We start from the raw sequence: 15410 nt of genomic DNA, 5'->3' as shown, positions 1-15410 counted from the left end.
AGGAGCTTTGGGCTACCGATAATATTTGCCGGACTGGTTAAACATTAACAGTCGCCTTCGTTAAAGGCTACCGTTAATGTTTGTTATTAGAACTGTAATCTATAGAGAGAAAATAGTCTGAAGAAGGGTTGTTGCAGTTTTGCCTACATACTCAAAAGTATCTTTAAGGATTGTACGAGTACCGCCTACAACAATACCTAATAAGTCATTAACAGGACCTCCTCCTTCTACAGTTCTTAATTCAGAAGCGTTCATTTCTTCAACACCAAAGTTGTTCAAATTTAAATTTTTCATAACAAAGAGATTTTTGCTTATTGTCCTTACTCTTTTAAGGCCTTTCAGGATACGCCTATGCTGGCCAGCATGTAACAAATATATATAATTAATAAGCTAATAGGAGCTGCGGTTGGAAGGGTGGCCCGTTTAGGATTATTAAGTTGTCAGTGCTAAAACACGTAGTTTTCTTGCTGAAATATAATGCGTTAGCCGTTTTTTTTATCTGAAGGTTGTTGATTAAATGATCCTTGCCTTTTTGTTCAGTTTTTTTTAAGCATGAACTTGCGCCTGTTGTATAAAATGATTTCATAGTTAACAGTTGCCACTAAAGGAGGAAAGGGTTGAGGCGGACGTGCCGCCATGTTATAAGCCTAACAGTTATCCTTTTGGGGATAACTGTTAGTGGCTTTTTAAACACTTTGTCTTATAATGAAGAAAGTGTTTGGAAAATAGTCACCAATGTTTTGTTTACGAATTTGAATGTATCGTTAAGGACTGTGCCAACACCGCCTACAAGAATATTCAATAAATCGTTAACAGGACCGCCACCTTCTACGGTTCTTAATTCGGTAGCGTTCATTTCTTCTACGCCTAGGTTGTTTAAATCTAATTTTTTCATAACAAAGAGATTTTTGTCGTTGCCCTTACTCTATCACGGCTTTTCAGGATACGCCTGCGCTGGCCAGCACGTAACAAATATATATAATTAAGTAAATTAGGGCTTCACCGAAGCAATGAAAGCAGAACAACGCTTAATCCTTATTCACTCATGAAAAAAGTGGATTTTCACTTAATTGAAGGTATTTTTAATCTGTTTTTTTTAAAAATCTATGTCTTATTAAGTGTTTGGTCTTTTTGTTCATTTTTTATAATGTGATTTATCGGCTTTTAATGGAGTAACAGCAGTAGTTTTGATTTAGTTACAAAAGAAGAACAAACAACTTCGGGAAACAGTATGTAAAGAGGCAGGAAGAAAATACTAGAGAAAATTAAGCTTCTCTATACCAACTTTAGAAAAATACTATTTAAAATTGCCATTTTTAAAGATCAAAAAATACAAGGAAACATGAAGGTAAGAAAATACTCGGGGGAATTAGTTGATTTTGATTTACAGCGATTGAAAGGTTCGTTGACAAAATCCGGGGCTTCGAATGAGACCGTTGAACTCGTTTGGGAAAAGATGAACAAAACGATATTTGATGGTATGTCTACTAAACAGTTATATCGGTTAGCTTTTCAACTATTAAAGCAGCAGCGAAATTCGTTAGCTGCTCGTTACAGCCTTAAGAAGGCACTTCGTGACCTAGGGCCCACAGGCTATCTTTTTGAAAAATGGGTGGCAAGATTATTTGAACATACAAATCATCACACGTTGACGAGTCTCATACTTGAAGGAAATGCGGTAAGTCATGAAGTTGATGTAATTGCCCAAAAAGATAATGATTTATTATTGATCGAATGTAAATTCAGAAATACGGTTGATGCGAAGGTTAGCGTTACAAACCCCATGTATTTTCTCTCACGATTTGTTGATCTCAGCGATAAAGAATTCAACTTCTTTGATCGCCCCATTAAATTTACACAAGCCTGGCTTGTTACGAATGCGTATTTAACAAAAGATGCAATCGAATTCGCAAATTATTATAAGCTGAATTTGCTCTCCTGGGATTATCCCAATGGTTTGAGCATAAAAAACCGAGTTGATAGCGCCGGCCTATATCCCTTAACTTGCCTGACTTCCATTAATACACAGGAGAAAGATAAGTTGCTTTCTTTAAATTATATGCTTGTGAAAGACATTCTGGATGAGCCTCGAATACTTGAACATTTAAATACCACCACCTATCGCAGAAAGAAAATTTACCAGGAAGCTAATGAGCTTGTATACGGTTTTCCCGTGAATCCGGAATAAATAAGGACAAAGGCTAGCTTGCTTTTGCGTTTTAAAAAATATTCGGTATCTTGCAATGAAGATAGATAATTCTTTAAATTAAGTGCCGTTAATGTTTGAAATTCTTGTTGTTAAGGTGTTCATTGGAGCGATTAACTAAGACGTTTCATTTATTTCAGTTTACCTTTTCATCCTTCTTCATAAAATCGAGAACTATGGAAATAGGAGTGATTAAGTGGTTCAATAATTCGAAAGGTTTCGGTGTAGCAGATACAGTGAGCGGTCAGGTATTCGTTCATATTAAGAGTTTTAAGTTGAAACCGACCAATTTATCTTCAAGAGATGCCATTCTGTTTAAAAGACGTGTCGATCCAAAGAGCCACAACGCGGTAGCAATCCATTCACGTTTAGTTGGTGATGTGCACGACTGGGAATTGATCGCTTCGCTGGCGTTAAAGGGGAGTAATGCAACTAAAGAACTAAGCGAACGATCGACTATGCCAAAAAGCAATCACCTGTCACTTGCTGAATTGGCTGCTTATCAATACCTCAATGGGAAATCACGCGAGCAAATTTTCCAAGAGGTTACCACATACTTTACAAGCAAGTTACCGGACGATAAATTTTTGTTTTATGGGGAGTTTCTTGAAAAAGTATTTACAAGAAGTATGGGATTGGAAAAGAGAAATGAGCTACTGACGCGAATTTTTAATTTCTTCGGAGAAAACGTCAACGCACGTAAGCTTTTTCTTGTGTGGAAGTCTACGAAATTTCGGTATATCGGACACGTTGAGGCTGACGATTTCGAAATTCCTGAAGATATTCTTGTACTTTTTGCTGATGAATTAAGCGTTTCTGAACTGATGCGCATCCATACCTATAGCTACGGGAATATATTTTGCAATGAATTGATCGCCAAAAAGCTTGAAGATACCAACGATCTTAGTACCGAAGAAATCAAAAAGTTGGAAATGATCAGCCATGTTAAATTTTTTAAAGAATAGGTCTCATCCTAAACTACCTACATCTTATACTATAGTCCGCATTCTGCGTAATCTCTAAAAGACGTAAGCCATAATAGCTGTTATGGAATCAATTCGTTTTTGGCATCTAATATAAAAGTTACTACTAATCAATTACGTCATGGCGGAATTAATACGCGGTAAGATGCAACCAAGGGTTGACCTTACACCAATGGTGGATTTAGCCTTTTTGCTAATAACCTTCTTTATGTTAACAACGAGCTTGGCCAAACCGAAGATGATGGACATTGCACTGCCGGATAAAGTAGATTTAGGGAATGCCACCGGTTTTTCTGACAAACGCACGATGACGATATTGCTTGGTGCCAATCATCAAGCAGCATGGTATTGGGGGCTTCAGAAAACTCCGATCGAAGGCCCAAAAGTAACTGATTTTGGAAGGAATGGAATAAGAGCGGAGCTAAAAGATAAGATGACAAAGATAAAGAGTCAGCAAGTCGGCTCCACCAAGCCTTTAATGGTTATTATTCGCCCAAGCAACCTGTCGAGTTATAGCGATCTGGTGAATATACTCGATGAAATGAAAATTAATGGGATTACGCAATATGCTATTGGCGATATTGGCAGGGAGGAAGTTCAACTTCTCATAAAGTTGGGACTTTACCGACGAATTTGATGAAGTAGCAAAAAAAATAAAAAAAATTAAAAGGATATAATAATCTCGATATCGTACCGTTATTTTATCAATAGGTTTAGGTTGATAAAAACGTATGTTTTTACCCGGTATCCCAAATACCGGGTTTTTTATTTACCGGCTACCCGCGATATTTATCGTGTAGCCCAACTCCCTTGATAATCATCGGAATGATTTTTTCCAAACGACTTTTTTTAGTCGTTTCTTGTTTGGCCGATTCAATGTATTCCGTGAATTCCCGTTGCTGAGTCTTTTTCAGTTGATCAAAACACTCTTTTAGCTCGGGATTTTTGTCAAAAACGGAGTTCAGTTCTTGAGGCACTATAATTGGTTTGTTTCTATCCGCTTTGATTGCAATTCCCTTTTCCTGATTGCTCATCGCTTCCAGTACGTAAGTTCGTATAATGTCTAAATTGGCCTCTTCGAGCGTTGTGAAACGCATTTGGCGTAACGCTTTTGTAGTGCCGTTTTGAGCATTAATGAGTAAATGGTGCGGATCCTTCAAAAAGACACCCTGATAGAACCAGATACCAAAATAAGATTTAAATCCCGCTAAGCCTACTATGTTCTTGCCATTATGCGTATAAACGGGACCGCCCCATTTGAGTTCTTCTTTTAGACCCGTAGATACTATGAGCTTTCTTAATTCATAGAGCTCGTCGCGCCATTGTTGCTGAGCCCTATAGAAATCGTCTGAACTTTTAAAACTTTCCATATTCAAATAATGAAGTAGTTCGAAGATACGACTATTTGCGAAAGCGGAATAGCGACAATATGAAATACAAGTTGGCGCTATAACCGGTGATTGCGTACTTTTTTAAATAAATGATTAAATTTTGTTTTTAAATTGTTATACTCCTCCTTACTTTTGGCCTAAATTTAGATCGCATAAAATGGTTAAGAAAGATAAAGATATTTCAACGGAAGAAAAAATAAAAGAAGCTGCAAGAATTGTTTTTACAAGAAAAGGGTTTGCAGCTACTCGTACAAGGGATATTGCAGATGAAGCTGGCTTGAATCTAGCTTTATTAAATTACTATTTTAGGAGTAAAGAGAAATTGTTCCACATCATTATGGAAGAGAAGTTTGAACAATTTTTTGGGATGATTGTGAGGCTTCTCAACGATGAAGACAGTTCATTGGAGCAAAAGGTGCAGGCAGTTGCGAATGATTATATTGATATGCTTCTACACAATCCGGATCTACCTATATTTGTATTGAGCGAGATAAAAAACAATCCCAAGTTGTTTAGTAGCCGAATATCAGGGAAGCTGATGACTTCTAAATTTTATGAACAATTAAACGAGCTCCGTCCTGATATTAACGTGTTTCACTTAATCTTGAATTTATTGAGCATGATCATTTTTCCTATACTTGCTCAACCCGTTATTACACAAACAGACGCATTTAGAAGCGGCGAGTTCAAAAAATTTATTCTAGAACGGAAAAAAATGATCCCGTTATGGTTCAATAGCATTTTACGTACGGAAATATAAACACTGTCAATCAATTGGCGAAGAAACTTTTTTGATCTTTATTTTTAATCAAATGATTAGAAATATTTTTTAAATAAAAAAATACCTCTACCTTTGCCGTGATTGAAGAATGTTAGTTGGAGAACAAATTTTTTTGGTTTGCAACTAATCAAATGATTAAAAAGTATGACCAATGTTATTACTTGAAGTATTTAGAATAATGACAATTAGAAAATCTTTTGTCACTATTAGCAGACGAAGATTAGAAAAAACAACAAGCAATGAGAAGTAAGGCACTATGGATAGGGCTGATATTAATCGTATTCAGTCCAGAGCTTTATGGACAATTAAGTCTCACTTTAGATGATTGTCAAAATCAGGCACAAGTTAATTACCCGCTTATTAAGAAGCGCGACTTAGTGGAAAGAAGTAAGGCGTACGCCATTGAAAAGGCGGCAAAGGGTTATTTGCCTCAGTTTATTATTAATGCACAAGCAACGTATCAGTCGGCCGTTACTGAAATTCCTATTCAAATGCAGGGTATTGAAATCCCGCAGTTGACCAAAGATCAGTATAAGTTCTATGGCGAGCTAAATCAAACGATTTATGACGGGGGAAACATTAAGCAAAAGATTGAGCTACACCGGTCTACATCGGCGATTGAAGAGCAAAGTCTTTCAGTAGCGCTTTATCAACTAAAGGACCGGATAAACCAGCTTTTTTTCAGCATCTTAATGATAGAAGAGCAATTAAACCAGAATCAACTGTTAATGAAGGATATCCAGCTAGGGCTGGATAAAGTCGAAGCGGCAGTTACCAATGGGACTGCCCTGGAGGCGGATCTTAACGTTTTGAAGGCCGAATTGTTAAAAGCAGCGCAGCACGCGGTTGATTTGAAGGCGAATCGAACGGCCTATTTGGAGGTGCTCGGTTTATTTCTTAATAAAACTTTAGATGCCAGTACAAAACTGATTAAGCCGGAATTACCTATACTACCGAAGACGATTCAACGACCGGAACTTGCTTTGTATGATGATCAACTTACGAATATTGCGGTACAGGAAGAATTGGTTAATGTGAGAAATAGGCCTCGACTTGATTTCTTTTTTCAGGGTGGTTACGGCAGGCCGGCTCTTAATATTCTAAAACCTCGTTTTGATGCTTATTACATCGGTGGCTTGCGCTTAAGTTGGAATTTGGGGGGGCTGTACACCCAAAAAAAGGAAAAAGCAATTTTGGAAATTAATCGATTGGCAATAGGAGTCGAAAAAGAAACATTTCTATTCAATACACATTCGCAAGCCAAGCGGGAATCAGTGACAATACGACGCTACCAAGATTTATTGCAATCCGACAACGAGATTATCGCATTGCGCGAAAAAGTAAAAAAAACCGCGGTTACTCAATTAGAACATGGTGTAATCACCACAAATGACTATTTACGGGAAGTAAATGCAGAGGATCAGGCTAGATTAAATAAAATCATACACGAGATTCAATTGCTTGCATCACAATACGATTATTTATACATAACAGGAGATACCTATTGATATACCAAAGAAGAAAAATGAAAACAGTTATATTATACACGAATTTGCTGGCTTTTTCCATCGTATCTTGTAAAACGAACGATATAAATTACGACGCATCGGGTGCTTTTGAAACCGTAGAGACCATCGTACCTGCGGAAGCAAACGGCATTATAAGGGAGCTTTTATTGGAAGAGGGGCAAACTATCCCCGCAGGGAAAGTAATTGGTTATATTGATACGCTTCAGCTGTTTCTCAAGAAGAAGCAATTAGAAGCACAAGCAGGTGCCATACTGAGTAAACGTCCTAATATCGCCACAGAGATTGCAGCTTTACAGGAAGAGCTTCGGTATGCTAAAAACGAGCAAGAACGGTTGACCAACCTGGTTAAGGCTGATGCGGCAACCCCAAAGGAATTGGATGCGGCAACCGCACAGGTAAATATCATTCGTAAACGTATTGAAGGTCAACAATCATCATTAGGTATTGCATCGGTCAGTTTGCAAGAAGAGACAGCTCCGTTGCATGCACAGATTGAACAGTTGGACGACCAACTTCGGAAAAGCAAGATTGTCAATCCCGTTACAGGAACCGTTCTCGCTAAATATGTAGAGGCGAATGAAATGGCAACCATTGGAAAACCCCTATATCGTATAGCTAACACCAAAAAAATGATCCTGCGCGCTTATATTACCGGTGAAAAATTTGCGGATGTTAAAATAGGACAGCGCGTTCGGGTGCAGGTTGATAAAGGTAAGGCTGCATTCAAGGATTATCCCGGCGTGGTTGAGTGGATAAGTGATCAGGCGGAGTTTACACCAAAGACCATCCAAACAAAGGATGAAAGAGCTAATTTGGTATATGCAATGAAGGTTAAGGTGGAAAATGATGGATATTTAAAAATCGGGATGTACGGACAAGTGATTTTAGCAACGCAGAAAAATGGAAAAAGGTAGAATGGAAGCAGTAAAACTCCACCATATTTTCAAAAGCTATGATAAGGGAAGAGTTGTAGCTGTGAATGATGTATCCTTTTCTGTTGATGAAGGTGAATTGTTTGGATTGATTGGCCCGGATGGCGCGGGCAAAACATCCGTATTCCGTATACTAACTACGCTTCTACTTGCTGATCAGGGAACGGCAAGTGTTGTCGGTCTCGACGTAATAAAAGACTATAAGGCGATTCGTAATCTGGTTGGATATATGCCCGGGAAATTTTCACTGTATCAAGACTTAACTGTACTCGAGAACCTCCGTTTTTTTGCTACGGTATTCGGCACTAATATCCAACAGAATTATGGCCTCATAAAAGATATTTACGAGCAAATAAAACCGTTTAACCATCGGCGGGCCGGAAAGCTATCAGGCGGGATGAAACAAAAGTTAGCCTTATGTTGCGCACTGATCCATAAGCCCAAGGTTCTTTTACTAGATGAGCCAACCACAGGGGTGGACGTCGTTTCGCGACGCGAATTTTGGGATATGCTAAAAGCACTCAAACAACAGGGTATAACCATATTAGTCTCCACCCCTTATATGGATGAAGCTATTCTTTGCGACCGGATTGCATTAATCCAGCAAGGGAAAATTTTAAGCGTCGATCCACCTGCAGATATAATCAAGCGATATCCAACAAAATTATATGCCGCTAAATCAGCCGATATTTATCGACTTTTAAAAGATTATAGACAAAACGAAGCGATAGAGAGCAGCTACGCTTTTGGTGAATACATCCATGTTACATTACGATATCCCGAAAGAGATGGATTATCTACGTTGCAAGATTTAGCCACGAACTTGGGGCACAGGGACATCATTGTAAAAGAGATTAAGCCAGGGATAGAAGATAGCTTTATTCGTTTAATGGAACGAATAGAATTTACGGGCCGTGTAGAATAAAGACGATGGAAAAAGTAATAATGTGCCGCAATTTAACCAAACGATTTGGCGGTTTTGTGGCAGTTGACGGTATTTCCTTTGACGTTGCTAAAGGAGAAATTTTTGGATTTTTGGGTGCAAATGGCGCCGGCAAAACCACTGCGATGCGCATGCTCTGTGGTTTATCTTTTCCCTCATCCGGTGAAGCAGAGGTAGCAGGTTATGATGTTTATAAGCAACAGGAAAAAATAAAAAAGCATATCGGCTATATGAGCCAAAAGTTTTCTTTATATGAGAACCTGTCGGTTTCGGAGAATATTGAATTTTTTGGTGGCGTTTACGGTGTAAACAAAAAAGAGATCAATAAAAGAGGACAGGAACTGATACGAGCTTTGGGCTTGACGCAAGAAGCGAATAAAATGGTCGGCGAGTTGCCCCTTGGATGGAAACAGAAATTGGCGTTCTCGGTTGCCATTTTTCATCAACCAAAGATCGTCTTTTTGGATGAACCTACCGGAGGTGTAGATCCCGTAACCCGCCGACAGTTCTGGGATATGATTTACAGTGCGGCAAATGCCGGAATTACTGTTTTCGTCACGACTCATTATATGGATGAGGCAGAATATTGTAATAGAGTGTCTATCATGGTGGACGGCAAGGTAGTAGCACTTGATTCACCGACTAACCTGAAATTAGCCTATAACGCTAACTCAATGGACGAAGTCTTTTATCAATTGGCAAGAGGAGCCAAACGAAACGACAATTAACTCAGTATGGTCAAAGGTTTCGATCTCATCAAAATCATGAAAAATGAAGCAGCTGTTAGTTTTTATTAGGAAAGAATTTTACCATGTCTTTAGAGATCGCCGGACCCTGTTGATCATGTTCGGCTTACCCATTGTACAGATCATTTTATTTGGGTTCGCTCTATCGAGTGAGGTGAAGAATATTCGGATGATAGTGGCTGATTATGCGAAAGATTTTCAAAGCCAAAGATTAATTGAAAAAATTAAGACATCAGATTATTTCGTTGTAGAGCAGGCAAATGTTCATTATACACAGATTGAAGATGCGTTTAAAAAAGGAGACATAAAGGCCGCTCTTATTATTCCGTCTAATTTTAGCAGCGATCAACTGCATCTTGGCCAGTCACCGGTACAGCTTATTACCGACGGTTCTGATCCTAATATTTCGAAAACCGTGACAAATTATTTGACGTCAATTTTTATGGATTTTGGGCGTGAATTTAACACACCATCGATCAATCCGTTGTTTTTACAAATACAACCGGAATTGAGAATGCTTTACAATGAAGAAGGGAATGGTTCCCTGAATTTTATTCCAGGGGTTATGGCGTTAATTTTGATGATTGTATGCACTGCTTTAACATCTGTTTCAGTTGTTAAAGAAAAGGAGATGGGAACCATGGAAATACTACTCGTATCTCCCTTTAAGCCCGTTTTCGTACTTATTGCAAAGGCAATTCCTTATTTATTGCTTTCGCTTGCAAATTTTACGTTGATTTTGTTGTTAACCGCCTTTGCTCTTGATGTCGAAATTCGAGGAAGCATCTTGTTGCTCTATTTTGAGAGTACGTTATTTATTGTTACTTGTCTTTCTTTAGGGTTACTAATATCAAATATAACCAATTCGCAGCAAACAGCTCTGTTAATATCGCTTATGGGAATGATGTTGCCAACCTTGATTTTCACCGGTTTTATTATGCCATTGGAAAATATGCCTGGCTTTTTTCAAGTGCTCTCTCATATTGTTCCGTCCAGATGGTATTATCTTGCAGTTAAATCGGTTATGTTAAAGGGCTTGGGTTTGACCTATGTTTGGAAGGAGACACTGGTTCTGACTTTGATGACAATTATACTGCTCAGTTTAGCCTTGAGACGTTTTAAAGTAAGACTTTAATAGTTTTCTAAACAATACGGCGCTAAAGATGAAAATTTTAAGATTTATATTGCAAAAGGAGTTTCGTCAAATATTTCGGGATAAGTCTATCTTGGCTATGATGTTCGCTATGCCGATCGTTCAATTGGTTGTTTTACCGCTAGCCATGGACTTTGATGTAAAGCACATTAATCTTTCTGTTGTTGATAAGGACCACAGTTCTTTTTCACAGCGCCTAATTCACAAAATTTACGCTTCAGGGTATTTCATTCCTATTAGTTCTAACACCAGTTATAACGGTGCCATTCATCATATTGAAAAGGAAGAAGCGGACATAATTTTGGAAATCCCGCTAAATTTTGAACGAAATCTGATAAGAGAGGGGAAGCAGCGGGTAGGAGTTTATGCTGACGCTATTAACGGGACAAAATCAGGCATTGGTACAGCCTACTTGAATCGGATTATTTCAGATTTCAGTTCAGAATTGGAATGGAACGCGGAATCGAGGCCAAGGGGAAGTATTGAAATTCTACAAAGAAGCTGGTATAATCCCTTGGAGGCCTATAAATTTAATGTTGTTCCAGCGGTGTTGGTATTGCTGCTAACATTAATAGGTGGTTTTATGACTGCATTAAATATTGTAAAGGAAAAAGAAATTGGTACGATTGAGCAAATCAATGTAAGCCCGATTAAAAAGTGGCAGTTTATATTAGGTAAAATGATCCCGTTCTGGGTAATAGGGATTATTATTTTCACCTTAGGATTGATGATTTGTTTTTTTGTTTATGGAATTGCATTACAAGGAAGTTTGTGGCTTTTGTACTTATTTGCGGCCGTTTATTTGGTGGCCGTGTTGGGTTTCGGCTTGCTTATTTCTACCTACAGCGATAATCAGGTGCAAGCCATGTTTATAGCCTTCTTTTTTATGATGATCTTTATGCTCATGAGCGGCTTTTTTACGTCTACCGATAGCATGCCGCGGTGGGCTCGAACCTTATCTGATCTAACGCCGGTAACTCACTTCGTAAAAGTAGTAAGAATGATTGTCTTAAAAGGCAGCGACTTTAGTGACGTACAATTGGAATTTTTATATTTAATTGTTTTTGCAATCATATTAAACGTCTGGGCCATTTGGAATTATCGGAAAACGAGCTAATCGTTCGAATTACCAGCTTGTTTAATTCGTTGATGCGTCCATTCGTTGTCTTGTTTTACGTTTGCGCCACCAACGTCGAGCAAAAAACATGGCTATTACTATCAGCAATAAAAATGGCCAAATATTAATGAGGCCTACCGTAAACCATACGAAGTTTTGCCAACCGTTGGAAAGTCCCTGTTCGAACTTTTGACCAAAAGCAATTTGCTTAGGAGCAGCTTTATAATAAGTAATCGACAAGGTAGAATAAGTCGATTGATTCGCCAGATATCGTAAACGCCCTTCAACCGATTCGATTTCGGCGCGAACTTCTGCTAATTGCTTTTCGATTTCGAGAATTTCAGTAACCTTAGCTGCAAGTTGGAGTAATGTGCGATAGCGTTGTTCCAGCTCTTTTTTTGTTTTTAACCTAGCCTGTATATCAACAATTCCTCGGTAACATCTTTTACTTGTATGTTTTTTGTTTCAAAATGATTGACGCCTTTAGCCACATCTCCAATAAAGGCGTCGAATTGCTTAGCATTTACGCGAACAACGATGGTTCTGCTGAGGCTTTCCGAATAATTATTCTCGGTTTCTGATGCTATATAAGCATTATATTTTTTTATTGCTTGTCCAATTAGTTTGGCCGTTTCCGATAAATCGTTTGTTTCAAAAGAGATGGTTCCTTCTTTAATTAGCCTTCGTTCTAATGGTATAGTTTGTATAGGTTCCGGTTCATTAAGTGCAATCGCTTCCGCTGTAGCTGCGCTGCCAATGGCATGCTGTTGATCTATCCCGTTATGGCAAGCAAATAGCAGGAATGAAAAAATTATTAGAAGAGGAAGCGCTAACTGATCGATAACCTGGGTTTTCTTTTTCATCTACAAATAATTAGCTCGTTTATCTTTATTCTTTTGCACGTATGAACCGCATCACAACTTTCAGTCCATCATGATATGGACTTTGATTTTTTCATAAGATGTTTTCTTCAATCAAATTCTATAACCTTTCATTCCTTTTTTCTGCCAAAGGTAACCTATATGCAGGCTTGTTTCTGTTTTTAAAAGGAATAACCAACCGTAAACGCCCAAGCTCTGTTCCGTTGCTCATACCGCGAGCTGGTTGATAAGTCGGCCAATCCCAGTAAGTAACCTGCAGAAAGATTATATCCTTTTTTTAACTGGTAACCAAAATGGAGATTCACGCCGTAATCAAACCTTTTCTGGCTTCCTGAATCGCCGAATGTGAAATCTTCCCGATTCCCCGTATAGTTTGAAGCAAAGCTGTTTGATCCCATAAGTCCAAATCCCCCGTATGGCCCCATGCTTAAAAAGAAATAGCTGCTATCCTTCAATGGAAGCTTTCCTACAAAATTAACAGGAAGCTGAAGCCAGAAGGTGTGCTGTTTGACTGGTGTATTGCCAAACTCAGAATAATCTAGCTGTGAACCGAGTTGTTGGAAGGAGATACCGGACTGGATGGCAAAGTAACGAGCTGTTGATGCTTCGACTAAACCGGTAACGGTAAAACCCACCTTTTTGGACGCTACACGAGAAGTATTATTGTTTATATTGGACAATGCGTAATAAGGCAAATTGCCTCCCAGTCTTACACTATATCGAATATTCCATTGTTGGGCTGATAAAGATTTATCCATCAAGCCGAGTAAAATACAAATAAAAATAGTTTTTTTCATATTGCTAATTTTAAATCAAAACTAGCTAATGAAGTGTTAAGAAGTTTTAAGGTTTGGTTCAGTTAACCTTAAAAAATGTTAAAAGATTAGGTGTCGCGAAGGCATGCCTTGTAGAAATACCTATTAGCTAGAAATATGCTTGCGGTACAACTTGTCCTTAAGCTGTTGGAGGGCATTCAGTTTATTGATTTTTACATCTTTTAAGATAAGCTCCTTTTTATAGGCCGGAATGTGGTGGCCGTGCTTATCCGACCATAAACCAATTTCAATGATCAAAGGAACCAAATCGATCGCTTTTTCGGTTAAGCTATATACTATTTTCTGTTTATGATCGGGTGCCTTTTTCTTTTTTATGAACCCGTTTTTTTCGAGCATGAGCAATCTGTTTGCTAAAATGTTGGTTGATATCTTTTCCTCAGAAAGTAAAAATTCCTGATAGTATCGCTTATCAAAGAATACTATGTCCCGGATAATCAATAAAGACCACTTGTCACCAAATAGCTCAAGAGCGTAGTTTAAAGGGCAATCAGATCTCATATTTACAAGGAAATTTATACACTTGCAAATATAAGGCGGTTTGCTTTATATTTGCAAGTGCTTGTTAAATGCAAGTAGTTGTTGTGAGGCCGTTGCTTCACCTAAATTTAAAATCATGAATCGAATCGTTATAACCGGGCTTGGAGCCTTAACGCCAATTGGCGAAAATGTTGAGACTTTTTGGCAGAACTTGATAAAAGGTGTTTCGGGTGCCACGAGAATCACAAAATTTAACGCCAATAAATTTCGAACACAAATTGCTTGCGAGCTTAAAGATTATGATCCTTCCCGATGGCTTGATAGGGGTGAGATCAAGCGTACAGACCCCTTTACACAATATGCACTTATAGCCGCTGATCAGGCGATTAGTGATGCACAATTAAACTTCGCGGACATGGATCCCTACGATATAGGTGTCATATGGGGGTCTGGGCAAGGGGGGATGCTTACTTTTGAGGAGCAGGTAAAGGAATATGTGTCTGAAAACTTTACACCGCGGTTTAGTCCGTTTTTTGTTCCGAAGCTAATCGCTAACATGGCTTCGGGATTGATTTCTATAAGACATGGGCTGAAAGGGATCAATTATACGACGGTGTCGGCATGCGCAACATCCAATACGGCTATTATGGATGCTTTTAATTATATAAGATGGGGGAAGGCAAAAGTGATGATTACCGGAGGTTCAGAAGCGCCTATTACGGAAGCGTCAATAGGTGGGTTTTGTGCAATGAAGGCAATGACTACGCTAAATGGAGAACCCACGTTAGCTTGCCGGCCTTTTGACCAAGGTCGCGATGGATTCTTGATGGGTGAAGGAGCGGGGGCTTTGGTATTAGAAGAATATGAGCACGCGCGTGCACGAGGAGCTAAAATTTATGCCGAGATAGTTGGTGCAGCGATGACGGCAGACGCTTATCACATGACCGCCACCCATCCTGAAGGCGAAGGAGCTTATATGGCAATGAAGCTAGCCCTAAAGGATGCCAATATTGAAGCTCAAGAAGTAGATTATCTGAATGCGCACGCGACTTCTACCCCTGTTGGCGATATGAGTGAACTAAAGGCAATCCATAAACTATTCGAGAGCAGTTTTGATCGTTTGCATGTGAGCGCAACGAAGTCCATGACCGGTCATTTATTAGGTGCTGCGGGTGCCATTGAAGCCATTGCCTGTGTTCTATCAATTCGTGATTCGATTATACCTCCCACAATTAATTTAACCAATCCGGACGAAGCAATACCTGAAGGTCTTCAACTTGTAAAATTAAATGCACTAAAACATGATGTTAAAGTAGCAATGAGTAACACTTTTGGTTTCGGGGGCCATAACGGCATCGCTGTTTTTAAGAAATTAAGTTAGCGATTAAAAAATGTAGTGTATTAATAGTATGTGCAATGTGTTAACTTTGCATTA

Annotated in this window: 16 protein-coding genes and 1 pseudogene; 11 read left to right on the top strand and 6 right to left on the bottom strand. The window is 38.7% G+C overall.

The features are described from left to right. Positions 1 to 99: 99 nt before the first annotated feature. Both QT327_RS15965 and QT327_RS15960 read right to left on the bottom strand, forming a co-directional pair. Positions 100 to 294, bottom strand: a complete 195-nt coding sequence (locus QT327_RS15965) for a hypothetical protein (RefSeq protein WP_013667340.1) — start codon at positions 292 to 294, stop codon at positions 100 to 102. 406 nt (positions 295 to 700) lie between these two features. Further along, on the bottom strand, positions 701 to 895 hold the full coding sequence (locus tag QT327_RS15960; RefSeq protein WP_013667339.1) for a hypothetical protein: 195 nt from the start codon (positions 893 to 895) through the stop codon (positions 701 to 703). A gap of 447 nt (positions 896 to 1342) precedes the next feature. Here QT327_RS15960 and QT327_RS15955 point away from each other — a divergent pair, with 447 nt between their 5' ends. The 3 genes from QT327_RS15955 (at position 1343) to QT327_RS15945 (ending at position 3826) form a co-directional block, all read left to right on the top strand. Next, the gene (locus QT327_RS15955) at positions 1343 to 2188 is read left to right on the top strand and encodes a restriction endonuclease (RefSeq protein WP_013667338.1); all 846 of its coding nucleotides are present in this window, start codon (positions 1343 to 1345) and stop codon (positions 2186 to 2188) included. A gap of 194 nt (positions 2189 to 2382) precedes the next feature. Then, the gene (locus QT327_RS15950) at positions 2383 to 3171 is read left to right on the top strand and encodes a cold-shock protein (RefSeq protein ID WP_013667337.1); all 789 of its coding nucleotides are present in this window, start codon (positions 2383 to 2385) and stop codon (positions 3169 to 3171) included. A gap of 139 nt (positions 3172 to 3310) precedes the next feature. Beyond that, positions 3311 to 3826 carry an ExbD/TolR family protein gene (locus QT327_RS15945; RefSeq protein WP_013667336.1) on the top strand — a complete coding sequence of 172 codons (516 nt, stop codon included), beginning with the start codon at positions 3311 to 3313 and terminating at the stop codon, positions 3824 to 3826. A 139-nt stretch (positions 3827 to 3965) separates the two neighbouring features. Here the strand turns inward: QT327_RS15945 and QT327_RS15940 are convergent, their stop codons facing one another. Continuing rightward, the gene (locus QT327_RS15940) at positions 3966 to 4559 is read right to left on the bottom strand and encodes a YdeI/OmpD-associated family protein (protein ID WP_130855717.1); all 594 of its coding nucleotides are present in this window, start codon (positions 4557 to 4559) and stop codon (positions 3966 to 3968) included. Between the two features lie 178 nt (positions 4560 to 4737). On the opposite strand from QT327_RS15940, the gene QT327_RS15935 reads away from it, so the two are divergent. From QT327_RS15935 to QT327_RS15905, 7 genes are all read left to right on the top strand, one after another. After that, a complete protein-coding gene (locus QT327_RS15935) occupies positions 4738 to 5340 on the top strand; it encodes a TetR/AcrR family transcriptional regulator (protein ID WP_013667334.1) in 603 nt (200 codons plus the stop codon). Between the two features lie 260 nt (positions 5341 to 5600). Then, complete coding sequence (locus QT327_RS15930; RefSeq protein ID WP_289553328.1) at positions 5601 to 6869, top strand: TolC family protein; 1269 nt, start codon at positions 5601 to 5603, stop codon at positions 6867 to 6869. Positions 6870 to 6886: 17 nt separating this feature from the next. Next, positions 6887 to 7804 (top strand): HlyD family secretion protein, encoded by a 918-nt coding sequence (locus QT327_RS15925; protein ID WP_130855719.1) that lies wholly within the window; start codon positions 6887 to 6889, stop codon positions 7802 to 7804. After that, positions 7791 to 8747 (top strand): ABC transporter ATP-binding protein, encoded by a 957-nt coding sequence (locus QT327_RS15920; RefSeq protein WP_242627169.1) that lies wholly within the window; start codon positions 7791 to 7793, stop codon positions 8745 to 8747. The genes QT327_RS15925 and QT327_RS15920 overlap by 14 nt, the downstream gene beginning before the upstream one ends. 5 nt (positions 8748 to 8752) lie before the next feature. Continuing rightward, positions 8753 to 9493 (top strand): ABC transporter ATP-binding protein, encoded by a 741-nt coding sequence (locus QT327_RS15915; RefSeq protein ID WP_013667330.1) that lies wholly within the window; start codon positions 8753 to 8755, stop codon positions 9491 to 9493. 43 nt (positions 9494 to 9536) lie between these two features. After that, a complete protein-coding gene (locus QT327_RS15910; RefSeq protein WP_013667329.1) occupies positions 9537 to 10646 on the top strand; it encodes an ABC transporter permease in 1110 nt (369 codons plus the stop codon). A gap of 28 nt (positions 10647 to 10674) precedes the next feature. Further along, entirely contained in the window at positions 10675 to 11781 is a 1107-nt protein-coding gene (locus tag QT327_RS15905) for an ABC transporter permease (protein WP_289553326.1), read from the top strand. Between the two features lie 21 nt (positions 11782 to 11802). Here QT327_RS15905 and QT327_RS28270 read toward each other — a convergent pair. The 3 genes and pseudogenes from QT327_RS28270 to QT327_RS15890 form a co-directional block, all read right to left on the bottom strand. Continuing rightward, positions 11803 to 12644: pseudogene (locus QT327_RS28270) on the bottom strand (DUF4349 domain-containing protein). A gap of 179 nt (positions 12645 to 12823) precedes the next feature. Continuing rightward, positions 12824 to 13459: a porin family protein gene (locus QT327_RS15895; protein WP_130855723.1), complete on the bottom strand. Its 636-nt coding sequence runs from the start codon at positions 13457 to 13459 to the stop codon at positions 12824 to 12826. Positions 13460 to 13582: 123 nt separating this feature from the next. Next, complete coding sequence (locus QT327_RS15890) at positions 13583 to 13996, bottom strand: winged helix-turn-helix transcriptional regulator (RefSeq protein WP_130855724.1); 414 nt, start codon at positions 13994 to 13996, stop codon at positions 13583 to 13585. Between the two features lie 115 nt (positions 13997 to 14111). On the opposite strand from QT327_RS15890, the gene fabF reads away from it, so the two are divergent. After that, a complete protein-coding gene (gene fabF, locus QT327_RS15885; RefSeq protein ID WP_013667324.1) occupies positions 14112 to 15356 on the top strand; it encodes a beta-ketoacyl-ACP synthase II in 1245 nt (414 codons plus the stop codon). The last annotated feature ends 54 nt before the right edge of the window (positions 15357 to 15410 follow it).

Source organism: Olivibacter sp. 47 (assembly GCF_030372825.1).
GTDB classification, from domain to species: domain Bacteria; phylum Bacteroidota; class Bacteroidia; order Sphingobacteriales; family Sphingobacteriaceae; genus Olivibacter; species Olivibacter oleidegradans.
Note: the sequence above shows the minus strand (reverse complement) of the source record. Positions and strands in the feature narration are given on the sequence as shown.